The sequence below is a fragment of the Modestobacter muralis genome, from assembly GCF_010682105.1.
GTDB lineage: Bacteria > Actinomycetota > Actinomycetes > Mycobacteriales > Geodermatophilaceae > Modestobacter > Modestobacter muralis.
The window spans coordinates 82,253-105,279 of the sequence record NZ_JAAGWH010000041.1 but is presented as its reverse complement, the minus strand read 5'-3'; the positions used below and the strand labels follow the sequence as shown (position 1 = coordinate 105,279).

Genomic DNA, 23,027 nt, shown 5'->3' with positions numbered 1-23,027 from the left:
TCATCACCGTCCGTGGGCCGATGGTCAGCGTGCCATGCGGGCGGCGACCGCGGGGTAGCCGTGGTCGAGGCTCATGGCCACGCCGGCGAGGGCGCCGGCCAGCAGGGCGGCGCCGACCAGGCAGGCGACGCGGTGGCCGAACCGCTTGGCGAGGCCTCGGAGACGGGGTGGCGGCGATCGTCGTGAGGGTGAGCGGGAACTTGACCGGCCAGGCATGCACGGGGCTCCAGGTGCAGGTGTACCGGTACGTGCAGGATGGGCTCGGACAGGACGCCGGCCAGCGCGACCGAGGTGCCGAGCTGACCGAGCGTTGCGCTCCGGACGGTGCCCCCGCCGAAGACGGTGAGGTCCAGCATCGGCTGGCGCATGCGACGCTCGTGGCGGAATGCGGCGGCAAGTGCGAGTGCGAGTCCGGCGACCGCGGCGGAGCTCTAGGTGGGCAGTTCCAGCCAGCCGTGCTCGACGCCGCTGGTCAGGGTGTGGCAGGCCAGCCCGATCGTGGCGATGCTGAGCGCGGCGCCCAGCAGGTCCGGCGCGTCGCCGGTGCGGTCCTCGGGACGGTCGGCCGGGACGCCGAGGCGCACGCCGACCCACGCGATGGGTGCGATGGGTGCGTTGACCACCAGCAGCCACTGCCACGACACGTGCGCCAACGCCGTGCCGCCCAGCACCGGCCCGAGGACGAAGCCGTTCATGCCGACGACGATCGTGACCGTCATCGCCCGCATACGCAGGGCCTCGGCTTCGAGGAGCCGGAAGGCTGGCGAGTTGGTGATCGGGGCCGTCGCCACGGCCGCACGACCCAGCGCGCCGCGCAGCGCGACCAGCGCACCCGGCGTCCGCACGGCCACGGCAACCGGTTGAGTGAGCCGAGAGCGGCGAGTCCACGAGCAGGACGCGGCAGCGGCCGAGCCGTCGGCGGCCGACCCGGCGGCGAGCAGCAGGCCGCCTCAGGGGAGCGAGTGGGCGCCCAACGCGCTGCTGCTCTACGCGCTGCTGGGGGAGCAGGTGCTGCGGCTGGACCTCACGCCCAGGCGGAGCTTCCACGCCTTCTCGGCCGTGCCGGGCTTCGTGATCGGCACCGCGGCCGACCGGGGCAGCAGCCGCCGCAGGGGGCCCTCGACGGCACGGTCGGCCGTGAGGCCACATCGCCGGTGTCGCGGACGAGGCGCCCGTTCGACCCGGTGGCTTCCCCGTCGTGAACACCGTCGTCGACGAGTTCGCCGTGCACGACGACGCCGACCAGTCCCTCGCGGGCCGTGACCTCCCGCTCGCCGGCCTCCGTCTCCAGGCCGGGGCGTGACGCCCCGGCGCTGACCGGCGGGTCGCCCCCCTCCGGCAGGAGGGGACGTGATACGGCCGCAGTGCTCCACCGGTCGCAGGCGTCGGTCTGGTGGAGAGGTGTACGGCGAAGCCGAGCAACGGCCGGGGCTGTGACCGATGCCGTCCCCTGTGTGGCGAGGTGGACCGTCTCCTCGAGCGTCTACTAATGTCGCTAGTAGGGACGCTCCCGTCGGGGTCGTCATGAGTGCGGGGGCGATGCCTGCACACGGGCAGGAGGCGGGTCATGAGGGGCAGACGCGAGGCTGACGGTCCGGGGACCACTGCTGGGCCGACCGCGGAACGGCGGGACGCCGAACGCCTGCGGGCCTATCGCCGTAAGCGCCGGAACGTCCGCATCGGACAGGTCCTGATGGCGCTGGGCGTTCTCATCGCCGTCACGCACTGGCTCGGCCACATCGGCGCCTTCGGTGACCAGCCCTCCGGCTTCGTGGACCTGGTTGCCGGATACCCAGCCGCCGCTGTCGTCTTCATCCTCGGGGCTGTCCTGGCCGGTCAGTGAAGGCCGCCACCACTGCCGGCAGTCCGCGAGAGCGGGGCGGCCGGAACAGCCGACCTGGCGACCCGGGTGTGATCCAGGGACGTTGGTCGCCTCATGCGGGACCGACGAAGGACGCGAAGACGATGACGTTGTCCAGGTAGCTCCGCGAGTCGCTGTCGAAGGTCCCTCCGCAGGTGATCAGACGCAGCTCCGGTCGTGCGGTGTCGCCGTACACCTCGTCGGTGGGGAACGCGGCCTTCGGGTAGCTGGCGACCCGGTCGACCCGGAACACGGCGGTGACGCCGTCGGCGCGGGTGACGGAGACGCTGTCCCCGGGCAGCAGCGCACCGAGTTCGAAGAAGACGCCCGGTCCGTACTCGGCGGAGTCCACGTGTCCCAGGACCACCGCAGGCCCGACCTCCCCGGGCGCGACCGAGTACTGGTACCAGCCGGCAGGGGAGTCCTTGCTCAGCGGGGGCACCTCCACGGTGTCGTCCGGGTTGAGGCCCAACTGGAGCAGGTCGGACGCCACGCCGATGGCGGGGATGTCCAGCCGCGTCGGTACGGACCCGGGGAGCGCTGGCACCACGGCCGACGCGGTCGGTGACGACGGTCCCGTCGGGTCCGCTGGCGCTCCTGCCGGCTCGGACCGACCCGGGATCGCCGCGGGCGCCACCGCCGACGCGGGCGGTGGCGGTGGCGGTGGCTCGACCTGGGCACTGAAGCCGGTGATCAGGGCCAGCAGGCCGCCCACGACGAGCAGCACGGCGACCACGGACATCACGGGCCGGCGGTGGGCGTGCTGCTCGTCGCTGGTCATCTGCGTCGACCGGGGTGTGGCGTCAGCGGCTGGTCGCCGCGCGGCGCCGGACGGCGACGGCGCCGACAGCGAGCCCGGTGGCCAGCAGCGCACCGCCGCCGACGAGCAGACCCGTGTCCTCCAGGCCGGCGGTGCTGCCGCCGCCGGTGTCGGCAGCACCGCTGGGCACCACGGACGTCTGGGAACCGCGCAGCTGGTCGCGCAGGGTGTTCATCTTCTGCAGCGTCTCCAGCTGGCCGTCGTGGATCTCCTGCTCGACGGCCTTCGCCTCGTCGCTGGTCGCACCCGGCAGCGCGGTGTCGGCCATCATGATCGCCGCCATGTGGTGGCTGCTGAAGACGTCGAGCCACTTCATGTCGAAGGCCTCACCGGTGAGGCTTTCCAGCTCGTCCATCTCCTGCTGGTTGAACGTCATCAGCGGCGCCTCCTGCTCATGGGTCGCGGAGCCCGATGCCGCGATGGTCTTCAGGGTGGGCAGCTGCTCCTGCTGCGACTGCATCTCCTCCTGCGCGATCTCCCGGACGCCGGGTGTGCTCGACTTGTCCATCGCCATCTGGGTGAGCTCGATCCCCATCTGGTGATGGGCGGCCATCATCGAGGCGAACCTGACGTCGGTCGGACTGGCCGTCTGGCCCTGAGGGGCGCTGGAACTCGGCGCCGGGCTGCTCGCCGGCGCCGAGCTGGCCGGCGCGCTCGTGTGGCTGTCGGCAGCGGCTTGGGGGAGACCGCCGGAGGCGATGAGCAACGCGGTCCAGGCGCTGGTGCCGATCACCGCCATGGCCAGCCGGCCGCGCGCGGGGGAGTGGGTCGAGGCAGAGGGCACGAAGGACTCCTTGGTCGTCTGCGGCGGCCATGACCGAGCAACCGCACCGATGGCGGCCCGGGTCCGGGCCGCTCTCGACGGGGCTACCCGAGACGTACGCCTCGACGGTCGATCGGCGTGACGGATGTGTGGAATCGGTGCGGCGACTACGGAGCGCGTCGACTACTACCCGCGCTAGTAGTGAATGCGCCCGTTGAAGTTCACCGGGGTCTGCCTCAGGCCCCCGGCGCGGTGGACGTCACATGGCGCGACGGGATGAGTGCGTCGACTCGAGGGACGAGCGCCGGGTCACAGGACTGCAGCTCCTCCCGGACCACCAGGAGCAGGGACAGCGCGGTGCCCTGTTCGTCATCGATGTCGAACTGGCCGTCCGGATGGCGGCGCGCGAAGTCGATGATCACGTCCACGTCGCGAGCCGGCGAGTCGGGCGCGCGCGTCTCCGGGGCCTGGGCGCAGGTCTCACCGACACGGTGGAGCGCATCGTGCACCTGGTCGGCGTCGCCGGCGGGCACGGAACTGTACGTCGGGCCCGGGCGGGGATCGAACAGCGTCGCGGGGGGCCCGTCCTGCCTCTGCTGCCCGACCAGGTCGATGGCTGCCCGAGCCGTGAGCGACACGACGGCGAGCAGCGGCAGGATCCACGCAGCTGCGACGACGATGGTGCGGCGTGGGCGCCCTCGCCCGTCCGAGTCGGGGCGGGTCACCCCATCACCTTAGGTACGGCCCGAGCTGAGCTCGACGCCGGTGGTCGGCCCCGGGACCACCAGCGACCGGTCGGGCCGACGCAGTGGCACGGCAGCGGCAGGGAGCCGCGGCGGGCCCACGGCGTCGCCGGCGAGCGCGTCGACTCCCCTTGGCAGACATCGACCGCCGCCCGTGGGAGCGCACCGGGGCGTCCTCAGGTCGGGCCCCGGCCACCGGCCGATCTCGCACAACTACGCGGCAGTCGTAGTGGCAGACATGATTGTGCCGGTTCCCGGTCGGCGTCGTCCGCGGTGGCGCGGAAGCCCCCCGGGCCCAGCCGTCGTCGAGCCCGAGAGGCCATGCCGTGCCCAACGCCCCGTCGGATCGCATGCCGCTGAGCCGCCGTCGCTTCCTCCAGCTCGGCGGGGTCGGTGCGCTCGTGGTCGGGGGTGGCGTCGTCGGTACGCGGTTCCGCGATGGCGGTTCGAACGCCCAGGCTGCGCCGATCGGTCCGACGTCGGTCGCAGTCGCCGAGGCGGAGGCCGCCCGAGCCACCACCGGACAGGTGGTGCGCCGCAGTCTCCGGGCGGCCCCGGCCACCATCGACCTGGGCGGGAGGACCGTGCAGACGTGGGCCTTCGACGGTTCGCTGCCGGGTACGGAGATCCGCGCCACCGTCGGTGACGAGCTCAGGGTGATCCTGACCAACGACCTGCCGGAGGCCACGTCGATCCACTGGCACGGTGTCGCCCTCCGCAACGACATGGACGGTGTCCCCGGAGTGACCCAGGACCCGGTCGAGCCCGGCGGCACGTTCGAGTACCGCTTCGTCCTGCCGCACGCCGGCAGCTACTTCTTCCACCCCCATGTGGGAGTGCAGCTCGACCGGGGCCTGCAGGCGCCGCTGGTCGTCGAGGACCCGGCCGAGCCGGCGAACTACGACGAGGAGGTCGTCCTGGTCCTCGACGACTGGACCGACGGCCTCGGTGCCGCCCCGGACGACCTGCTCGCCGGGTTCCGCCGCGACGGCATGAGCATGAACGGCATGTCCATGGGGGACATGGACATGGGGGACATGGGGGGCGCCGGGCCGGCCGATCCGCAGAAGCCGCTCGGCGACGACACCGGCGACGTGGCCTATCCCGCCCACCTGATCAACGGTCGACTGCCCGCGGCGCCCTTCACGGTCACCTCCGCCCCCGGCCGGCGCATCCGGTTCCGGATGGTGAACTCCGGGGGTGACACCGCCTATCGTCTCGCGATCGGTGGCCACCGGCTGACCGTCACGCACGCGGACGGCTTCCCCGTCCGACCGGTCGACGTCGATTCCCTGATCATCGGCATGGGCGAGCGGTACGACGTCGTCGTCACCGCGGGGGACGGCGCCTTCCCGATCGTCGCGTTCCCCGAGGGCAAGGACGACCCGGCCGGCTTCGCGCTGCTGCGGACGGCATCAGGCCGAGCGCCCGCCCCGGACACCCGGCCGACCGAGCTGACCGGTCGGTTGCTCTCCTACAGCGACCTCTCGCCGACCGATGAGGTCGCGCTGCCCAGCCGCAGCCCCGACCGGACCCTGGACATCGCACTCGCCATGGGCGATGGCGGCCGCCGTTGGCTGATCAACGGGAAGGCGTTCCCCGACCACGAGCCGCTGGACATCCGCAGCGGCGAACGGGTGCGCCTGGTGTTCGACAACCAGTCCATGATGTTCCACCCGATGCACCTGCACGGGCACACCTTCGCGGTCGCCGACCAGCCCGGCCGGGGCCTGCGCAAGGACACCGTCAACGTGCTGCCGATGCAGAAGCTCGCAGTGGACTTCGACGCCGACAACCCGGGTCAGTGGCTGGTCCACTGCCACAACGTCTACCACGCAGAACTCGGCATGACCTCGGTGGTGTCCTACCTGCGCTGACGGTTCCGTGCGGAGCCGGTCGTCCGGCCGACCGCTGGCTCGGTGCCCGACCCACCGGCTGGGGGGACGCAGGCCGACCGATCAGCCGACCGGAGGCAGCAGTTCCCGCCCGTCTGCCACCCAGGCGTCCATGCCGCCGCTGAGTTCCACGACGTCCGTGTAGCCCAGCTCGGTGAGCACCGGCAGGGCCTCAGCACTCATCCGGCCACTGCGGCAGTACACGGCCAACGGTGTGCTGCGGTCCCGGGGGAGCTGAGCCGCGCGCATCTGGATCTGGTCGTAGGGGATGGCGACGTCGGTGCCGGGGATCGAGCCCGCGTCGGGCACGTGCACGTTGATCGCGAAGGTGCGCGGATCGCCGACCGCCGTGGCGAACTGTGCGGGGTCCGCCTGACGGGGGGAGGCCGCGGTACGCGCAGCGGTGACCGCGTCCCCTGCGGTGGCGCCGCCCGTCGGCTCGCCGCCGGAGCAGGCTGCTGTCGCCACCCCGGCAGCCAGCAGGACGAGGGCGATCGAGCGCTTCCGAGTCGTGAGCACGCCCCAGTCTGCGGGGTCCGTGCGCCGGCCGGCCATGCGGGTGGCGCGGTACGCCGGCGGGCAGGATGGCCGGCGCTCGAGGAGTACGTCCCCGGTCCGGTCGACCTCGGACCACGTACGGGGAACCTGCGGACGCGGCACCCACCCGCAGGCCTGGAGTGGACGTGCCGACGCTGGGCGCGGAGAACCCGCCGGACCGAAGACCGTGGGAGTCGACTCTGTGTCCGAGGGGGGACTTGAACCCCCACGCCCGATAAAGGGCACTAGCACCTCAAGCTAGCGCGTCTGCCATTCCGCCACCCGGACAGGTGAGGCGCACCGAAGAGCGCCGTGGAAGAGCATAACCGAGGCTCCGTCGGGTCACGCGCAGGGGCCGGTGGCAGGATCGGCGGCATGTCGGAGACGAGCCCCACCCCACTCGCCGGAGCCCAGTCCGAGGTCGCGGAACTGCTGTCGGACCTGATCCGCATCGACACGACCAACACCGGTGACACCGCCACCAGCGCGGGCGAGCGCAAGGCCGCCGAGTGGGTCGCGGCCAAGCTCGACGAGGTGGGCATCAGCTCGGTGATCCACGAGTCCGAGCCGGGCCGCGCCAGCCTGGTCGCCCGGATCGAGGGCACCGACCGGGACCGCCCGGCGCTGCTGGTGCACGGGCACCTCGACGTCGTCCCGGCCGACGCCAGCGAGTGGAGCGTGCACCCCTTCGGCGGGGAGGAGCGCGACGGCTACATCTGGGGCCGCGGCGCGGTCGACATGAAGGACATGGACGCCATGACCCTCGCGCTGGTGCGCGACTGGGCCCGCACCGGCGTCAAGCCCGACCGCGACATCGTGCTGGCCTACGTCGCCGACGAGGAGGCCGGCGGCCGCAAGGGCGCCCACTTCCTGGTCGACGAGCACCCCGACCTGTTCGAGGGCTGCACCGAGGCGATCAGCGAGGTCGGCGGCTTCAGCATCACCGTCCGCGACGACCTGCGCCTGTACCTGGTGCAGACCGCGGAGAAGGGGCTGGCCTGGATGAAGCTCACCGCCGGTGGCAGGCCCGGGCACGGCTCCTTCGTCCACGACGACAACGCCGTCACCCGGCTGGCCGAGGCGGTGGCCCGGATCGGCTCGACCCGGCTGCCCACGGTGCTCACCCCGCCGATGCGGGAGTTCCTCGACGCGGTCAGCGACGCCTACGGCATCGAGATCGACCCGGACTCCCCGGAGGAGGCGCTGGCCCGCCTGGGCAGCATCAGCCGGATGATCGGCGCGGCCCTGCGCAACACCGCCAACCCCACGATGCTCGACGCCGGCTACAAGGCCAACGTCATCCCCGGCACCGCGAGCGCCACCATCGACGGCCGCTTCCTCTACGGGCAGGAGGAGGCGTTCGAGAAGCAGCTGGACGAGCTGATCGGCGAGGGCGTCACGCGCGAGTGGCTGGTGCACGACCGGGCCGTGGAGACCACCTTCGACGGCCCCACCGTCGACCTGATGGTCGCCGCGCTGAAGGCCGAGGACCCCGGCGCCCGCGCGGTCCCGTTCACCATGAGCGGCGGCACGGACGCCAAGAGCTTCGAGACCCTGGGCATGCGGTGCTTCGGGTTCTCCCCGCTCAAGCTGCCCGCCGAGCTGGACTTCGCCTCGCTGTTCCACGGCATCGACGAGCGCATCTCGGTGGACTCGCTGCACTTCGGCATCCGGGTGCTGGACCGGTTCCTGCGCCAGGTCTGACAGGTCAGGCGCGCACCCGGACGGCGAGCAGGGCCACGTCGTCCGGGACCGCCCCGGCCATGCCCTCCAGCAGGACGTCGCACAGCTCCTCCAGCGGCCGCCCGGCCAGCGGGGCGAGCGCCTCGACCAGCCAGACCGTGCCCTCGTCCAGCGTGCTGCCGCGGCGCTCCACCAGCCCGTCGGTGTAGAGCAGCACCGTGTCGCCGGGGGACAGCTGGGCGGCGTGGTCGGCCCGGCGGGCGTTCGCGGAGATCCCGAGCAGCAGGTCGGGGGGCGTGCGCAGCACCGACACCGTGCCGTCGGCCCCCACCAGCACCGGCGGTGGGTGCCCGGCGTTGGACCACGTGACGGTCGTCGTCCCGCCGGCCGGGCCGGGGCGCACCGTCGCGGCGGTGAGGGTCACCAGGGTCTCCACCCGCAGCTGCAGCAGCGCGCGGTCCAGCGCGGACAGCACCGCGGCGGGGGAGCCGGTCACGGTCGTGGCGATGCCGCGCAGCACCCCGCGGGCCTGGGCCATGATCGCGGCCGCGGCGACGTCGTGGCCAGCGACGTCGCCGATCACCAGCATCGTCGTCCCGTCGGCCAGCGGGAACGCGTCGTACCAGTCACCGCCCACCTGGGCGTGCTGCATGGCCGGCAGGTAGCGCACGGCCATCTCCAGGCCGGGCACCACCGGGGGCTCGGTGAGCAGGCTGCGCTGCAGGCTGGCCGCGAGCTGCACGGCGGCGCGGGACGTGGCCGCCTCAGTGTTGAGTCGGGCGAGGACGTCCTCCCGGCGCAGCCGCAGCGTGCACGCCAGCACCGCGATCACGCCGCTGACCACCATGCCCAGCAACCGGAACGACTGCCCCAGGAGGGCCTCGTCGGTGTACTGGCGGTCGTAGAACCCCAGTACGACCGCCAGCGCGAACGCCGCCAGGCCGTAGCCGATCGTGGCGCCCCGGCCCAGCACCACGGCGGCGACCAGCGGGCCCATCGCGAGCAGGCCGATGAGCACCTGGTCGGGACCGGCGGCGAGGTCGACCGCGGTGCAGAAGCCGAGGACGCCGACGGGCAACAGGTGCCGCCTGCTCACCCGCCGGACCACATCGCCCCTCACGCCTTCGCCACCGACCGCCGGGCCGGAGGACGCCGACGGGGAACCGGCAGCGTATCGCCGCCGTCCGGCCCGCCACGGCTGCCCGGGCGGTGTGGGCGGGTCAGATCATGGGGCGGGGCAGGTACGACAGCCGCATCCGCCGCCGCATGATCACCTTCCGCGTACCGTCGGCGAAGGCCTGGAGGCGGGCGAGCTCCCAGCCGCCGGTGTCGGCCTGCATGCTCATCAGCTGCGCGGCGGCCGACCGGGAGATGCCGGCGGGCAGACGCAGCGGGGCGTACTCGTACTCGCCGGGCGCTGACACGCCCACGATTGTGCCCGCCGGACGCCCCATGGGCACGTGGTGCTCACCACCCGGCCACCTGCGCGGGTGTCGTGCGGCGTCCGCCCGGGCAGGGGAGGACGGCGAGGGTGCCGGCGCCGGGCCGGGCCCGCCGAGCAGCCAGGAGACCACCGTGACCGATCCCGGAGCCACCGACGCCGACCGCCTGGAGCAGCAGCGGCTGACCAGCCCGGCCGACCCCGAACTCGCCGGGGAGGTCCGCCCGCTCGCCGACGACGTCCCGGAGGCCGACGGCATCGAGCAGCAGCTGGCCGCCGTGCGCGGCAGCACCGGCGGTACCCGGGACACCGCCGCGGAGGCCGACGAGTTCGACGTGCTGGAGCAGCAGGCCGCCGTCCCGGTCGACGAGGACGACGTCCGCGACTGACCCCCGGGCGAGCAGGACCGGCGCCCGCCGGGTACCGCCCGGGCGGGTGACCTCCGGCCCGCGACCGGGCCGGCCACGGCTGCCCGCGGTCATCATCGCGGCGTGATCATCGCCTGGCTGACCATCGGGCTGTTCCTGCTCGTGCTGCCGCTGGCGGCCTGGTGGCTGGGCGGGCGCAGCGCCCTGGACCTTCCGAACGTCGCCGCCGAGGGCGAGGCGCTGGCCCGGGCCGTCGCCCGCGAGCACGGACTGACCACGGCCCAGGCGGCGCTCGTCGGACGGGCGGTGCGCTGGGGCCGCACCGTGGAGGAGCCGGCGCTGCGGCCGGTCGCCGTCGAGTGGGCGCAGCGGCTCATGGCGCTGGACAGGCGGCGGCGGGCGGCCCGGCCGCGGCTGCGCGGCTGGCTCGTCGTCCTGCTCGTGACCTGGGCCAGCCTGGTGGTGGGGCGGGTCGTGCTCGCCGTCGCGCAGGGCCGCTGGTCGGACGTCAACTGGCTCACCGTCGCCCTCTACACCGCAGCAGCGGTCGCGGGCTGGCGGCTGCGGACCGGGCCGCAGCGCGCGGTCGAGCGCAACGGCGCCCCGGCGTCCTGAGCCGGCCCGTACGGGCGCACGGGCCGGCTCGGAGTCAGCGGGAGTAGTACTCGACGACCAGCTGCTCCTGGCAGATCACCGGCACCTCGTCGCGGCGGGGCCGGCGGGCCACCACGCAGCGCAGCCGCGACAGCTGGACCTCCAGGTAGGCCGGGGCGGCGGCGTGCGCACCGGAGGCCGCGACCTGGAACGGCGGCTTGGCCCTGCTCTTCTCGGCGATCTCGACGACGTCGTAGGGCTGCACCTGGTAGCTCGGGCGGTCCACCCGGACGCCGTTGACCAGCACGTGCTGGTGGCTGACGACCTGCCGCGCCTGGTAGATGGTGCGGGCGAAGCCGGCGCGCAGCACGGTGGCGTCCAGCCGGGCCTCCAGCTGGTGGGTGATCAGCTCCTCGCCGGTCTTGCCGCCGCTGCGCCGGGCGCGGTCGAAGGCGCTGCGCAGCTGCGTCTCGCTGATGTCGTACTGGGCGCGCAGCCGCTGCTTCTCCTTCAGCCGCGTCGAGTAGTCGCTCGCGACGCGGCGCTTGCGACCGTGCTCACCCGGGGGGTACGGGCGGCGCTCGAAGTAGCGCACGTCCTTCGGGGTGAGCGGGATGCCCAGCGCGCGGCTGCGACGGACCTTGGGGCGGGAGTTGTTCACAGGACCTCCGAGTTCGGTTAGGCTCACCTTACCCCGATGACGAGTCGGCCTGAGCCCGGAGTGCCGCATGACACGATCGATCCGCCCCGCCAGCGCCGCCGCCCTGCGGCCCGGCGCCCCCGAGCGGGCCCGCACCGTCGCCAGCCGCCCGGCCGCCGCGATCTGCGCCGCCGGCATCGACGGCAGCCGGGTGCTCGCGCACACCACCACCGCGCACGGTCAGGTGCTGCTCGTCGTCCCGACCGACGGGGAGGTGTGCACCGCGGTCCGCGGCTCCGCCGACGGCGACCTCGCCGCGCTGCTCATGGTCACCGACCACGCGCCGGTGCCGCTGCACGACGCCGTCCGCGCGCAGGTCTGGCTCTCGGGCTGGCTGACCCCGGTCGACCCGGCCGACCGGCAGGAGGCGCTGCTGGCCTTCGCCGACGCCGCCCCGGTGGGCGCGCTGCTCGACGTCGGCTCCACGGCCACGCTGCTGTCCCTGGACCTGGCCGAGGTGGTGCTGGGGGAGTGCGGTGCCGTCACCGAGCTCGACCCCGAGGACTACCTGGCCGCCGCCCCCGACCCGCTGGCGGGGGTGGAGGCGACCATGCTCCAGCACCTCGACGAGTCCCACCCCGAGCAGCTGGCCCTGCTGGCGTCCCGGGTGCCGCGGGAGTGGGTGGCCGGCGGCGTCGTCCGGCCGCTGGGCCTGGACCGGTTCGGCTTCCGGCTGCGGGTGGAGCAGCCGGCCGGGCACCGCGACGTGCGGGTGCCGTTCCCGTCGCCGGTGTCGGGTCCGGAGGACCTCGGTGCGGCCGTGCAGCGGCTGTTGTGTGCCGCAGGACGCAGCTGCCCGGAGCGCTGACCAACTGTGGTCGGCGCCCCGGGCAGGCGATGGTGCAGGAGAGCTGGTGCGTCAGCGCACCGAGCGGCGGCCGCTGCTCAGGCCCTCGGCGACGCCGATCAGCAGGACGGCGGCGATGATCGCCACGATGGCGCCGAGGATGTTCAGCTCGAAGTAGCCACCCGTGCCGAAGAACTTGGCGACGAAGCCACCGATCAGCGAGCCGACGACACCCAGCGCCAGGGTGGCCAGGATGCTGAGGTTCTGCTTGCCGGGCTTGATGAGCCGCGCGAGCGCGCCGACGACGAGACCGAAGACGAGGAAACCGATGATGCCCATGGGCGCATCGATGCCCTCAAGATCAACCGGTCAAACGCGGGTCACCCGATGGGGTGGTTCACTCCGTCAGCTCGGCCAGCAGGGTGGCCAGCCGGGTGCGCCGCGGCCGGACGTCGACCTCGCGCACCGCCCGGGCCAGTGCGGCACCGCTGGCGTGCACGATCGACAGGTGCTTCTGCGCCCGGGTCAGCGCGGTGTAGACCAGCGGCCGCGACAGCATCCCGCCGGCCTCCGGGGGCAGCACGACGACCACCCCGGGCCACTCCGAGCCCTGCGCCCGGTGGACCGTGATCGCCCAGCCGTGCCGCAGGTCCGACAGCGCCGAGCCGTTCACCGTGACCGGGCCGGAGCTGAAGTCGACGGTGAGCGAGCCCTCGCCGGTGCCGGTCACCACGCCCACCTCGCCGTTGGCGAACCCGATGGGCTCCAGGTCCAGGTGGTTGGCCGTGGCCACCACCCGGTCGCCGACGTCGAAGCCGAACACCGTGCCGTCACCGGGGTTGAGCGCGGCCTTCAGCGCCTTGTTCAGCTCGATCGTGCCGGCCGGCCCGCGGTGCACCGGGGTGACGACCTGCACCGTCGCCGGGTCGATGCCCAGCGCGCGCGGGATGGAGTCGGTGACCAGCTGCACCACCCGGCGGGCGGCCTCGGCGCTGCCGGTGGCCGGCACGATCACCACCTCGCGGTCGGGTGACTCCACGTGCACCAGCTCGCCGCCGCGCACGCCGGTGGCCAGCCGGGCGATGGCGCCCCCGGCCGCCTGCCGGTGCAGCGTCGTCAGCTCGGTGACCGGGACGGCTCGTGAGTCGATCAGGTCGCCGAGCACGTGCCCGGGCCCGATGGAGGGCAGCTGCGCCGGGTCGCCGACCAGCAGCAGGTGGGTGCCGTCCGGGCAGGCCTCCAGCAGGGCCGCGGTCAGCTCGACGTCGAGCATGGAGGCCTCGTCGACCACCACCACGTCGGCGTCCAGCGGCCACTCCTCGTTGCGGGCGAACCCACCGGTCATGCCCTGGGCGCCCAGCAGGCGGTGCACCGTGACCGCCGGGTGGTCGGTGAGCTCCTCCAGCCGCTTGGCGGCACGGCCGGTCGGGGCGGCCAGCGCCACCTCGGTGCCCTTGGCCTCCAGCAGCTTCACCAGCGAGGCGACCGTGCGGCTCTTGCCGGTGCCCGGGCCGCCGGTCAGCAGCGACACCCCCGCGCCCAGCACCTGCGCGACCGCCGCCTGCTGCGCCGGGTCGAGCCCCTTGGCCACCGACCGCACCGACGCGGGGTCGGCGATCCGCCGGCTCGTGGCCACCAGCCGGTGCACGTTCTCCGCCACGGCCTCCTCGGCCATGCCGTACCGGGCCAGCGACAGCATCCGCAGCGCCGGGTCGGGCTCGGGCATCTCCTCCGCGTCCTCGTCCGGCTCGACGAAGGGCGGCTCGTGGTCCAGGACGTCGCCGGACTCCACCGCGGCCAGCACGGCCGCGGCCGGGTCGGCGACCCCCTCGGCCTGGAGCGCGGCCACCACCAGGTCGGCCGGCAGCACGGTGTGCCCGTCGCGGGTCGCGGTGCGCAGCGTCAGGGACACGATCGCCCGGCCGCGGCGGGAGTCCTGCCGGTCGGCACCCGACAGCACGGTGATCGCCAGCCGGTCGGCGTCGGCGAGGGTGACGCCGGTGAGGCTCAGCAGCGCCCACGGGTCGTCGCGCAGCCGGCGGGCGGCGTCGGGGCCCAGGGTGTCGGCGGAGCTGACCGCCAGCCGGGCGTTGAGCCCGGCCCCGACCAGCAGCTCCACCACCTCGTAGGTGGGACCGGCGGCCAGGAACGAGCTGAACAGCCGCTCGGCCCGCTGCTTGCCCACCCGGGGCAGCGCCAGCAGCCGGTCGGCGGAGACCTCGTCGGGGCTGGTGATGCCGGCGGCAGGCAGCTCGGCCGCCGCCCGCTTGCCCAGACCGGGCCACAGACCGGCGGCGCAGAAGGCGGCGAAGACCGGGTCACCGGTCGGGGAGGGGCTGCTCATGAGGGATCCGGCCGCTGGTCGGGATAGGAGAAGTGCGGCGCCGAGACGTCGTCCAGCGCAGTGACGATCGCCGGTGGCAGGCGCACGCCGTCGGCGTCCAGTGTCTCCTGCAACTGGACGGCGGTGCGCGCGCCCACGACCGGGGCGACGACGCCGGGCCGGTCGCGCAGCCAGGCCAGCGCCACGCCCAGCGGGCTGGTGCCCAGACCCTCGGCGGCGGTGACCACCGCCTCGACCACCCGGTCGGCGGAGGGGGAGTGCAGCCGGGACAGGAAGCCCTGCCACTGCGGGGACGCCGCCCGGGAGTCCTCGGGGGTGGCGTGCCGGTACTTGCCGGTCAGCAGCCCGCGCCCCAGCGGTGACCAGGGCAGGATGCCCAGCCCGAGCGCCTCGGCGGCCGGGGCGACCTCGCGCTCGACGCCGCGCTGCAGCAGCGAGTACTCGACCTGGGTGCTCACGATCGGCGTGCGGCCGGGCCAGGCGCGCTGCCAGGTCGCGGCCTGCGCGGTCTGCCAGCCGGAGAAGTTGCTCACCCCGATGTAGCGGGCGCGGCCTGAGGACACCGCGAGGTCGCAGGCGGCCAGCGTCTCCTCCAGCGGGGTGGCGTCGTCCCAGGCGTGCAGCTGCCACAGGTCGACGTGGTCCAGCCCCAGCCGCTCCAGCGAGGCGTCGAGTGCCGCGAGCAGGTGCCCGCGGGAGGACCCCCGGCCCATCGGGCGGGGTCCGGTGCGCCCGGCGGCCTTGGTGGCGACCAGCACGTCCGCGCGCGGGACGACGTCGGCCAGCAGCCGCCCGAGGGTGCGCTCGCTCTCCCCGTCGGCGTAGACGTCGGCGGTGTCGACCAGCGTCCCGCCGGCGTCGACGAAGGCCGTGAGCTGCAGCGCGGCCTCGTCCTCGTCGGTGTCGCGGCCCCACGTCATCGTGCCCAGCGCCAGCCGGGAGACCACGAGCCCACTGCGCCCGAGCGCCCGCTGTTCCACGACCGGTCAACCTACCGGTGCCCACCGACACCGACCGTCCACCGAGGCGGCCGCGCGGGGCGTCGCGAGGGGACTGCCAGGTCCGACCCCTAGGGTGCCTGCCGTGTCATGCCCTCGCGCCGTCGTCCCGTCCGCCTCCCGTCCTCCCCGGCAGGGCTGACCCGTGGGCTGGTTCGAGGCCGCGTTCCTGGGGCTGGTGCAGGGGCTCACCGAGTTCATCCCGGTCAGCTCGAGTGCCCACCTGCGCATCGTCGGTGACCTCTTCGGCTGGGAGGACCCGGGTGCGGCGTTCACCGCGATCATCCAGATCGGCACCGAGCTCGCGGTGCTCATCTACTTCCGCAAGGACATCGCGCGGATCATCAGGTCCTGGGTGGGCTCGCTGCTGCACCGCGACCGCCCGCGCGACGCCGACGCCCGGATGGGCTGGCTGATCATCATCGGCAGCATCCCGATCATCGTGCTCGGGCTGCTGCTGCAGGACCAGATCGAGACCACCTTCCGCGACCTGCGCATCGTCGCGATCGCCCTGGTGCTGTTCTCCCTGATCCTCTACGCCGCCGACCGGATGAGCAGCGGGAAGCTGGAGCTCAGCGACCTCACGCCGCGGCACGGGCTGGCCTACGGGTTCGCCCAGGCGCTCGCGCTGATCCCCGGCGTCTCCCGCTCCGGGGGCACCATCACCGCCGGCCGGTTCCTCGGCTACTCCCGGTCCGCGGCGGCGCGCTACTCGTTCCTGCTGGCCATCCCCGCCGTCCTGGGGTCCGGGCTCTACCAGGTGCAGCAGTCCCTGGACGGGGGCATCGAGTGGGGCCCGACCCTGCTGGCCACCGTCATCTCCTTCGCCGTCGGCTACGTCGTCATCGCCTGGCTGCTGCGCTACCTGGACCGGGGCAGCTTCACCCCGTTCGTCGTCTACCGCGTCGTGCTGGGCCTGCTGATCCTGGTGCTGGTCGGCACCGGCGTCCTCGACCCGAACTCCGGGGCCTAGCCGCCGGGCCGCCTACGCTCCAACCGTGACCACCGTCATCCTGCTCAGGCACGGCCGGACGACGGCCAACACCGCCGGCGTGCTCGCCGGCTGGACCCCCGGCGTCCAGCTCGACGAGACCGGGCAGGGGCAGGTGACCGCGGTCGCCCAGCGGCTGTCGGCGGTCCCGCTGGCGGCGGTCGTGAGCAGCCCGCTGGAGCGCTGCCAGCAGACCGCCGGCGCCGTCCTCGAGGCCCAGCGCGCCGCCGGCCGGGAGCTGGAGCTGCGCACCGACGACCGGCTCGGCGAGGCCCGCTACGGCGACTGGACCGGCCGGCCGATCAAGGAGCTGGCCAAGGAGCCGCTGTGGAAGGTCGTGCAGCAGCACCCCTCCGCCGCGGTGTTCCCCGGCGACGGAGGGGAGGGCCTGGCGCAGACCCAGGCCCGCGCGGTCGCCGCCGTCCGGGAGTGGAACGCGACCCTGGGACCCGACGCCGTCTGGATGGCCTGCAGCCACGGTGACGTGATCAAGGCCGTGCTGGCCGACGCCTTCGGCATGCACCTGGACTCCTTCCAGCGGATCGTCGTCGACCCCGCCTCGATCTCGGTGGTCACCTACACCGACACCCGCCCGTTCGTCGTGCGGGTCAACGACACCGGTGGGGACGTCGCCGCGCTGATCCCGCCGCCGCCGAAGAAGCGCGGCCGGCGCAAGGTCAGCTCCGACGCGGTCGTCGGCGGCGGCGCGGGCCCCGGCGCCGCGTAACCTGGCACCGTGCCTCGTCAGGTCTTCACCTTCGACCGTCCCTCCCGGTTCGTCGCGGGAACGGTGGGTCAGCCCGGTGACCGCACCTTCTACCTGCAGGCCTCCGACGCCGCCGGCCGCACGGTCAGCGTCGCGCTGGAGAAGTCGCAGGTCCAGGTGCTGGCCGACCGCATGAGCGAGTTGCTCGACGAGGTCGCCACCCGCGCCTCCGTCGTCGTCCCGCCCGACGCCGACGTCGACGACCTCGCCCCGCTCACCGCCCCCGTCGACGAGGAGTTCCGCGTCGCGGCGATGGGCCTGGCCTGGGACGGCGAGTCCGCGGCCGTCGTCGTCGAGGCCGTCGCCGCCGGTGAGGAGCCGATCGAGGAGGACGTGATCCTCTCCGACAGCGACGAGGGCCCCGACGCGCTGCGGGTGACCATCACCCCGGCCGCCGCCCGCGCCTTCGTCGCCCGCGCCCGGCGGGTCATCTCCGCCGGCCGGCCCTCCTGCCCGCTGTGCTCCCTGCCGCTGGACCCCTCCGGGCACGTCTGCCCCCGGCAGAACGGCTACCGCCGCTGACCCGCGGCCGGCACGGGGGCGCCCGGTGACGGGCCCGCCCGACCCGGGCTCCGGCCCCCGCGACGACCGGCTGGAGGACCTGGTGGCCGACAACGAGCCCGTCGTCGAGTACGACGACGAGGAGTACGAGGACGACGGTGACGTCGTCGAGCTGGACCTGACCACCTTCGACCACGGCGACCGCCGCGCCCCCGACGGTCCCGACGAGGTGGCCACCCTGCTGCGCGAGGGCGCGCTGGACCTCGAGGGCCGGCTGCTGGACGCCAGCAACGTCACCCTGATCGCCGCCATCCGCACCGAGACCCTGGGCGCCACGTGCGTCTACAAGCCGGTGGCCGGTGAGCGGCCGCTGTGGGACTTCCCCGACGGCACGCTGGCCGGCCGGGAGATCAGCGCGCACCTGGTGTCGGAGGCGACCGGCTGGGGTGTCGTCCCGCCCACGGTGCTGCGCGAGGGGCCCTACGGCACCGGCATGGTGCAGCTGTGGATGGACGCCGACCCGGCCGTCGACCTCGCCGAGTTCGTCCGCGCCGACGACCCGGGCCTGCGCCGGATGGCGGTGTTCGACGCGGTCGTGAACAACGCCGACCGCAAGGGCGGCCACATCATCCCGATGCGCGACGGCCACGTGTACGGCGTCGACCACGGCATCTGCTTCTCCGTCGACCCCAAGCTGCGCACCCTGCTGTGGCGCTGGGCCGGCAAGCCGCTGCTGCTGGAGCACCTGGCGGTGCTGGAACGGCTGGCCGGGCAGCTGCGCGGCGAGCTGGGGGAGCAGCTGCACTCCCACCTCACCCGCCGCGAGGTGCGGCGCACCCAGCAGCGCGTCGAGGACCTGCTCCGCACGAAGCTGCACCCGCAGCCCTCCGGCGACTGGCCCGCCCTCCCCTGGCCGCCCTTCTGAGGTCCGCCGGGATCAGGTGACCTGATCATGCGTGCTCCTGGCTCACGGTGTGCGCTGAGCCAGGAGCACGCACGGTGAGCCCGGACGCCGCCCCGAGGCCACCGCGGCCTGGGGCCGGAGCGCATTGCCCCCGACGGGCGTGCGCTGGTTGGGTGGGCCGGTGCCGCACCGCAGTCGTCTCGCCGTCCTGCTCATCGACCTGCCCCCGCACCTGCACGACCGTGGGCAGCAGTTCTGGTCGGCGGCCACCGGGCACCCGGTCGGTGGCGACCCCACCGACGACGTGTGGTCCTCGCTGGGCTCCTTCGCCGACGGGTTCCACCTGGAGGTCCAGCGCACCGGCCCGGGCACCGCGCCGCGCTGGCACGTCGACATCGAGACCGACGACGTGCACGCCGAGGTCGCCCGGCTGGAAGCGCTCGGTGCGCTGCGGATGGCCGACATGGGCGGCTTCTGGCAGATGAAAGACCCCTCCGGCCTGCTGTTCTGCGTGGTCGGCGTGCAGACCGGTGAGCAGTTCGACCGGTACGCCACCACCTGGCCCTGAACACGCCCCGCCGGGACGGGTGCGACCGGGTGCCGTGCGGAGCTGTCGGGATGCGGTTCTACCCTCGCCACGTGCACTCCTGGCCCGCCCCACTGATCCCGATGCTGCCCGGTTCCGGTCCGGCCCTGCGGCTGTTCGACACCGCCCGCGGAGAGGTCGTCGAGGTCACCCCCGGCCGCACCGCGCGGATGTACGTCTGCGGGATCACCCCCTACGACGCCACCCACCTCGGTCACGCCGCCACCTACCTGGCCTTCGACCTGGTGAACCGGATCTGGCGCGACGCCCGGCACGCGGTGCACTTCGTGCAGAACGTCACCGACGTCGACGACCCGCTGTTCGAGCGGGCCGACCGGGACGGCGAGGACTGGATCGTCCTGGGCATGCGGGAGACCGCGCTGTTCCGCGAGGACATGACCGCCCTGCGCGTGCTGCCCCCCGACGACTACGTCGGCGCCGTGGAGGCCATCCCGCAGATCGTGGGCAAGGTCGAGGAGCTGTGGGACGCGGGCCTGGCCTACTCCCTCGACGACGGCACCGGCGACGTCTACCACGACGTCTCCCAGGCGCCCGGGTTCGGTGCCGAGTCCGGCTACGACGAGCCGACCATGCTGCGGCTGTCCGCCGAGCGGGGCGGTGACCCCGACCGGCCGGGCAAGCGCAACCGGCTCGACCCGCTGCTGTGGCGCGGTGCCCGGGAGGGCGAGCCGTCCTGGCCCGGCCCGCGCGGGGTCGCCGGACGCCCCGGCTGGCACATCGAGTGCGCCGCCATCGCCCTGGACACCATCGGCATGGGCTTCGACGTGCAGGGCGGGGGCAGCGACCTGGTCTTCCCGCACCACGAGTACTCCGCCGTCCACGCCGAGGCGCTGACGGCCACCAAGCCCTTCGCCCGGGCCTACGTGCACGCGGCGATGATCGGCCTGGACGGCGAGAAGATGAGCAAGAGCCGCGGCAACCTGGTGTTCGTGTCCCGGCTGCGCGGTGAGGGCGTCGACCCGATGGCCATCCGGCTCGCCCTGCTGTCCGGGCACTACCGCACCGACCGCGCCTGGACCCCGGACCTGCTCGTGCAGGCGGAGGAGCGGCTGGCCACCTGGCAGCGCGCGGTGGCCCTGCCGCTGGGCGCCCCGGCCGGCCCGGTGCTGATCACCGTCCGCGAGCGGCTGGCCGACGACCTGGACACCCCGGGCTCCCTCGCCGCGGTCGACGCCTGGGCCGCCGCCACCCTGGCCGGTACTGACGCCCCCGACACGCCCGACGACTGGGACGAGCAGTCGCCCACCGTGGTGGGTGACCTCGTCGACGCCCTGCTCGGCATCGCGCTGTCGGCATGAGACCGTGCCGGGCATGAGCGCGCCCGCCGCCCCGTTCCGGCTCGCCGACCGCCGTGCCCGTGAGGCCGCCGAGGAGCTGCTCGCGCCCGCCGCGGCCCGCTCGGTGCGCACCCGCGGCCGGGCCCGGCCGGAGCCGGAGGACCCGCTGCGGACGGCGTACGAGCGGGACCGCGACCGGATCCTGCACGCCAAGGCCTTCCGCCGGCTCAAGCACAAGACGCAGGTCTTCCTGAACCCCGACGGCGACCACTTCGTCACCCGGCTGACCCACACCCTCCAGGTCACCCAGGTGGCCCGGTCGCTGGCCGCCGCGCTGTCGCTCAACGAGACCCTGGCCGAGGCGATCGCGCTGGGCCACGACCTGGGGCACTCGCCGTTCGGGCACATCGGCGAGGCGGCCCTGGAGCCCTACGTCGCCGGCGGCTGGCACCACGCCGCGCAGGGTGTGCGGATCGTGGAGGTGCTCGAGGACCTCAACCTCACCTGGGAGGTCCGGGACGGCATCCGGGCGCACAGCTGGAAGATCACCCCGCCGCCGGCGACCCGGGAGGCCGAGTGCGTGCGGTACGCCGACCGGATCGGCTACCTCTCCCACGACGCGCTGGACGCCGTCCGCGCCGGGGTGTTGTCCGTCGGTGAGCTGCCGGCCAGCACCCGCCGGGTGTTCGGCGCCCCGGGGAGCGCGATGGTCGGCGCGATGATCTCCGCCGTCGTCGAGGGCAGCCTGTCCCCGGGCAACGCCACCGGCGCGGTGGTCATGGCCCCGGAGGCGCTGGAGGCGATGGCCGAGCTGCGGGCCTTCATGTTCGCCCGGGTGTACGAGTCCGACACCGCGGCCGGGCAGAAGCACATCGCGATCGACGTCATCCGCCGGCTCGTCGACCACCACCTGGCCCACCCCGAGCTCATCCCGGCCACCTACCGCGACACCGAGGCCGACCTGCTCACCCAGGTCGTCGACCACGTCACCGGCATGACCGACCGGTTCGCCCTGGCCACCCACGACCGGCTCTTCGACGACACCGCGTCGGTGCGGATGCGCCCGCTGCTGGTCACCCCCTAGGACGCGGTGCAGCCGCAGCTGGCCGCCCACCGGGTGGTGGACGGTGGTCGACCAGGGACCGGTGCTCGTCGTCGTCCAGCTGCAGGACGCGGGCGAGCGCCGTGAGCACCTGCGAGAGGTCCTCGTCGAGGGCGTGCGGATGCACCGCTGGGCCGAGCGCGACGGCACCTACGCCGAGCTGGTGGCGCGCCGCTCGCAGGCGCTGAGCACCCTGCGCGGCCGCTGAGGCGCCGCACGGGTCCCCTGACGGGTGCTGCGTTCTCGGGGTCTCCGCGGGCAGGAGGCCCCGAGACCGCAGATCTCGCCTCGCCGACCCCGGAAGACGAGGACGGGCTGGTGGTGGTCATCCGCAGCGGACGACCACCACCAGCCCGTGGTGGTCCCAGGGAGGGGTCAGCTCGTGCCCGCGGTGCCGCCGCGGCGGCGCAGGTAGCGCTCGAACTCGCGGGCGATCTGGTCACCGTTGGCCTGGGACAGGTCGGTGGCGGTGGCGCGCTCCTCCAGCGAGCGCACGTACTCCACGACCTCCTCGTCCTCCTGGGCCATCTCGTCGACCGTGGTGACCCACTCGTCGGCCTGCTGCGGCAGCGAGCCCAGCGGCACGGTGAGCTCCAGGACCTCCTCCACCCGGGTGAGCAGGGCGATGGTGGCCCGCGGCGAGGGCGGCTGGGAGACGTAGTGCGGCACCGCGGCCCAGAAGCTCACCGCCGGGATGCCCGACTGCACGCACGCGTCGGCGAAGACGCCGAGGATGCCGGTCGGCCCCTCGTAGCGGGAGGTCTCCACCCCCCACTGGCGCGCGGACTCCGCGTCGTAGGCCGAGCCGCTGACCGGCGTGGGGCGGGTGTGGGGCGTGTCGGCCAGCAGCGCGCCGAGCGCGACCACGGTGGTCACGCCCAGCTCCTGGCACAGCTCGATCAGCTCGTCGCAGAAGCTGCGCCAGCGCATGTTGGGCTCGATGCCGCGGATGAGCACGACGTGCCGGTCGCTGCCCGGGGGCTTCGCGACCGAGATGCGGGTGGTCGGCCACTCCAGGCGGCGGTTGACGCCGTCGATCAGGGAGACGGTGGGGCGGTTGACCTGGAAGTCGTAGTAGTCCTCGGGGTCCAGCGCGGCGAGCGGGGTGGCGTCCCAGCTGAGCTCCAGGTGCTCGACGGCACCCGTGGCGGCGTCCCCGGCGTCGTTCCACCCCTCGAACGCGACCACGACCACGGGGTCGTCCAGCTCGGGCAGGTCGTCTGCGTCGGACTTCGGATCGATCACCGGTCGAGCCTACGTCGATCTCGCGCCGGGGTCGGGGCCCGCCGGGACCCCGTGGACGGCGGACCCGTGGACGGCGGGCGGCCTCCGGCACGGGGGTGGA

Annotated in this window: 26 protein-coding genes and 1 tRNA gene; 14 read left to right on the top strand and 13 right to left on the bottom strand. The window is 73.9% G+C overall.

Annotation, left to right across the window (positions count from 1 at the left end; genetic code table 11):
* Window positions 1-431: 431 nt before the first annotated feature.
* Window positions 432-851, bottom strand: coding sequence for a hypothetical protein (locus GCU67_RS15040; protein ID WP_163612018.1), 420 nt, complete (start codon window positions 849-851; stop codon window positions 432-434).
* Window positions 852-1,693: 842 nt separating this feature from the next.
* On the opposite strand from GCU67_RS15040, the gene GCU67_RS15035 reads away from it, so the two are divergent.
* On the top strand, window positions 1,694-1,843 hold the full coding sequence (locus tag GCU67_RS15035; protein ID WP_211661427.1) for a hypothetical protein: 150 nt from the start codon (window positions 1,694-1,696) through the stop codon (window positions 1,841-1,843).
* Between the two features lie 91 nt (window positions 1,844-1,934).
* Here GCU67_RS15035 and GCU67_RS15030 read toward each other — a convergent pair whose 3' ends face one another.
* The 3 genes from GCU67_RS15030 to GCU67_RS15020 all read right to left on the bottom strand — a co-directional run bounded on the left by GCU67_RS15030 (window position 1,935) and on the right by GCU67_RS15020 (window position 4,169).
* Window positions 1,935-2,642, bottom strand: a complete 708-nt coding sequence (locus tag GCU67_RS15030; protein WP_211661426.1) for a class F sortase — start codon at window positions 2,640-2,642, stop codon at window positions 1,935-1,937.
* 22 nt (window positions 2,643-2,664) lie between these two features.
* Complete coding sequence (locus GCU67_RS15025) at window positions 2,665-3,465, bottom strand: DUF305 domain-containing protein (protein WP_163612017.1); 801 nt, start codon at window positions 3,463-3,465, stop codon at window positions 2,665-2,667.
* A 215-nt stretch (window positions 3,466-3,680) separates the two neighbouring features.
* Window positions 3,681-4,169 (bottom strand): hypothetical protein, encoded by a 489-nt coding sequence (locus GCU67_RS15020; protein ID WP_163612016.1) that lies wholly within the window; start codon window positions 4,167-4,169, stop codon window positions 3,681-3,683.
* Window positions 4,170-4,537: 368 nt separating this feature from the next.
* On the opposite strand from GCU67_RS15020, the gene GCU67_RS15015 reads away from it, so the two are divergent.
* Window positions 4,538-6,064 carry a multicopper oxidase family protein gene (locus GCU67_RS15015; protein ID WP_163612015.1) on the top strand — a complete coding sequence of 509 codons (1,527 nt, stop codon included), beginning with the start codon at window positions 4,538-4,540 and terminating at the stop codon, window positions 6,062-6,064.
* Between the two features lie 81 nt (window positions 6,065-6,145).
* On the opposite strand, the gene GCU67_RS15010 is transcribed toward GCU67_RS15015, so the two are convergent.
* Complete coding sequence (locus GCU67_RS15010; protein WP_211661425.1) at window positions 6,146-6,601, bottom strand: rhodanese-like domain-containing protein; 456 nt, start codon at window positions 6,599-6,601, stop codon at window positions 6,146-6,148.
* A 221-nt stretch (window positions 6,602-6,822) separates the two neighbouring features.
* Window positions 6,823-6,907 (bottom strand) — tRNA-Leu (locus GCU67_RS15005).
* 87 nt (window positions 6,908-6,994) lie between these two features.
* Between GCU67_RS15005 and GCU67_RS15000 the strand changes: the two genes are divergently transcribed.
* A complete protein-coding gene (locus GCU67_RS15000) occupies window positions 6,995-8,323 on the top strand; it encodes a M20/M25/M40 family metallo-hydrolase (protein ID WP_163612013.1) in 1,329 nt (442 codons plus the stop codon).
* Between the two features lie 4 nt (window positions 8,324-8,327).
* Here the strand turns inward: GCU67_RS15000 and GCU67_RS14995 are convergent, their stop codons facing one another.
* Window positions 8,328-9,398: a PP2C family protein-serine/threonine phosphatase gene (locus GCU67_RS14995; protein ID WP_338105036.1), complete on the bottom strand. Its 1,071-nt coding sequence runs from the start codon at window positions 9,396-9,398 to the stop codon at window positions 8,328-8,330.
* Between the two features lie 124 nt (window positions 9,399-9,522).
* Window positions 9,523-9,726 carry a DUF5703 family protein gene (locus tag GCU67_RS14990; protein WP_269175748.1) on the bottom strand — a complete coding sequence of 68 codons (204 nt, stop codon included), beginning with the start codon at window positions 9,724-9,726 and terminating at the stop codon, window positions 9,523-9,525.
* 151 nt (window positions 9,727-9,877) lie between these two features.
* Here GCU67_RS14990 and GCU67_RS14985 point away from each other — a divergent pair, with 151 nt between their 5' ends.
* On the top strand, window positions 9,878-10,132 hold the full coding sequence (locus GCU67_RS14985) for a hypothetical protein (RefSeq protein ID WP_163612011.1): 255 nt from the start codon (window positions 9,878-9,880) through the stop codon (window positions 10,130-10,132).
* 102 nt (window positions 10,133-10,234) lie between these two features.
* The gene (locus tag GCU67_RS14980) at window positions 10,235-10,726 is read left to right on the top strand and encodes a hypothetical protein (RefSeq protein WP_163612010.1); all 492 of its coding nucleotides are present in this window, start codon (window positions 10,235-10,237) and stop codon (window positions 10,724-10,726) included.
* Between the two features lie 34 nt (window positions 10,727-10,760).
* Here the strand turns inward: GCU67_RS14980 and rpsD are convergent, their stop codons facing one another.
* The gene (gene rpsD / locus GCU67_RS14975) at window positions 10,761-11,366 is read right to left on the bottom strand and encodes a 30S ribosomal protein S4 (RefSeq protein WP_163612009.1); all 606 of its coding nucleotides are present in this window, start codon (window positions 11,364-11,366) and stop codon (window positions 10,761-10,763) included.
* Between the two features lie 67 nt (window positions 11,367-11,433).
* Here rpsD and GCU67_RS14970 point away from each other — a divergent pair, with 67 nt between their 5' ends.
* Complete coding sequence (locus GCU67_RS14970) at window positions 11,434-12,213, top strand: DUF2470 domain-containing protein (protein WP_163612008.1); 780 nt, start codon at window positions 11,434-11,436, stop codon at window positions 12,211-12,213.
* Window positions 12,214-12,264: 51 nt separating this feature from the next.
* On the opposite strand, the gene GCU67_RS14965 is transcribed toward GCU67_RS14970, so the two are convergent.
* From GCU67_RS14965 to GCU67_RS14955, 3 genes are read right to left on the bottom strand one after another with little or no spacing between them, the layout of a single operon-like run.
* Window positions 12,265-12,531: a GlsB/YeaQ/YmgE family stress response membrane protein gene (locus GCU67_RS14965; protein WP_211661424.1), complete on the bottom strand. Its 267-nt coding sequence runs from the start codon at window positions 12,529-12,531 to the stop codon at window positions 12,265-12,267.
* A gap of 58 nt (window positions 12,532-12,589) precedes the next feature.
* The gene (locus GCU67_RS14960) at window positions 12,590-14,536 is read right to left on the bottom strand and encodes an AAA family ATPase (RefSeq protein WP_163612007.1); all 1,947 of its coding nucleotides are present in this window, start codon (window positions 14,534-14,536) and stop codon (window positions 12,590-12,592) included.
* A complete protein-coding gene (locus GCU67_RS14955; RefSeq protein ID WP_163612006.1) occupies window positions 14,533-15,516 on the bottom strand; it encodes an aldo/keto reductase in 984 nt (327 codons plus the stop codon). Before GCU67_RS14955 ends, GCU67_RS14960 begins: the two co-directional genes overlap by 4 nt.
* A gap of 163 nt (window positions 15,517-15,679) precedes the next feature.
* Here GCU67_RS14955 and GCU67_RS14950 point away from each other — a divergent pair, with 163 nt between their 5' ends.
* The 8 genes from GCU67_RS14950 to GCU67_RS21425 all read left to right on the top strand — a co-directional run bounded on the left by GCU67_RS14950 (window position 15,680) and on the right by GCU67_RS21425 (window position 21,890).
* Window positions 15,680-16,507, top strand: coding sequence for an undecaprenyl-diphosphate phosphatase (locus tag GCU67_RS14950; protein ID WP_163612005.1), 828 nt, complete (start codon window positions 15,680-15,682; stop codon window positions 16,505-16,507).
* Between the two features lie 25 nt (window positions 16,508-16,532).
* Window positions 16,533-17,252: an MSMEG_4193 family putative phosphomutase gene (locus tag GCU67_RS14945; protein ID WP_163612004.1), complete on the top strand. Its 720-nt coding sequence runs from the start codon at window positions 16,533-16,535 to the stop codon at window positions 17,250-17,252.
* 9 nt (window positions 17,253-17,261) lie between these two features.
* Window positions 17,262-17,813 (top strand): DUF3090 family protein, encoded by a 552-nt coding sequence (locus tag GCU67_RS14940; RefSeq protein WP_163612003.1) that lies wholly within the window; start codon window positions 17,262-17,264, stop codon window positions 17,811-17,813.
* 25 nt (window positions 17,814-17,838) lie between these two features.
* Window positions 17,839-18,717, top strand: a complete 879-nt coding sequence (locus GCU67_RS14935) for an SCO1664 family protein (protein WP_338105035.1) — start codon at window positions 17,839-17,841, stop codon at window positions 18,715-18,717.
* A gap of 160 nt (window positions 18,718-18,877) precedes the next feature.
* Complete coding sequence (locus tag GCU67_RS14930) at window positions 18,878-19,264, top strand: VOC family protein (RefSeq protein ID WP_163612002.1); 387 nt, start codon at window positions 18,878-18,880, stop codon at window positions 19,262-19,264.
* A gap of 71 nt (window positions 19,265-19,335) precedes the next feature.
* Entirely contained in the window at window positions 19,336-20,601 is a 1,266-nt protein-coding gene (gene mshC, locus GCU67_RS14925; RefSeq protein ID WP_338105034.1) for a cysteine--1-D-myo-inosityl 2-amino-2-deoxy-alpha-D-glucopyranoside ligase, read from the top strand.
* 13 nt (window positions 20,602-20,614) lie between these two features.
* Complete coding sequence (locus GCU67_RS14920; RefSeq protein ID WP_163612000.1) at window positions 20,615-21,664, top strand: HD domain-containing protein; 1,050 nt, start codon at window positions 20,615-20,617, stop codon at window positions 21,662-21,664.
* Between the two features lie 43 nt (window positions 21,665-21,707).
* Window positions 21,708-21,890: a hypothetical protein gene (locus GCU67_RS21425; protein ID WP_211661423.1), complete on the top strand. Its 183-nt coding sequence runs from the start codon at window positions 21,708-21,710 to the stop codon at window positions 21,888-21,890.
* 167 nt (window positions 21,891-22,057) lie between these two features.
* Here the strand turns inward: GCU67_RS21425 and GCU67_RS14910 are convergent, their stop codons facing one another.
* Entirely contained in the window at window positions 22,058-22,927 is an 870-nt protein-coding gene (locus GCU67_RS14910) for a PAC2 family protein (RefSeq protein ID WP_163611999.1), read from the bottom strand.
* Window positions 22,928-23,027 lie beyond the last annotated feature (100 nt).

Excerpts from the sequence above, each read along its gene's own strand:
- GCU67_RS15030 (WP_211661426.1), bottom strand. The coding sequence starts at position 2,642 with ATGACCAGCGACGAGCAGCACGCCCACCGCCGGCCCGTGATGTCCGTG.
- GCU67_RS14960 (WP_163612007.1), bottom strand. The coding sequence starts at position 14,536 with ATGAGCAGCCCCTCCCCGACCGGTGACCCGGTCTTCGCCGCCTTCTGC.
- GCU67_RS15015 (WP_163612015.1), top strand. The coding sequence starts at position 4,538 with ATGCCGCTGAGCCGCCGTCGCTTCCTCCAGCTCGGCGGGGTCGGTGCG.
- GCU67_RS14920 (WP_163612000.1), top strand. The coding sequence starts at position 20,615 with ATGAGCGCGCCCGCCGCCCCGTTCCGGCTCGCCGACCGCCGTGCCCGT.
- GCU67_RS14965 (WP_211661424.1), bottom strand. The coding sequence starts at position 12,531 with ATGGGCATCATCGGTTTCCTCGTCTTCGGTCTCGTCGTCGGCGCGCTC.
- GCU67_RS15000 (WP_163612013.1), top strand. The coding sequence starts at position 6,995 with ATGTCGGAGACGAGCCCCACCCCACTCGCCGGAGCCCAGTCCGAGGTC.
- GCU67_RS14970 (WP_163612008.1), top strand. The coding sequence starts at position 11,434 with ATGACACGATCGATCCGCCCCGCCAGCGCCGCCGCCCTGCGGCCCGGC.
- GCU67_RS15035 (WP_211661427.1), top strand. The coding sequence starts at position 1,694 with ATGGCGCTGGGCGTTCTCATCGCCGTCACGCACTGGCTCGGCCACATC.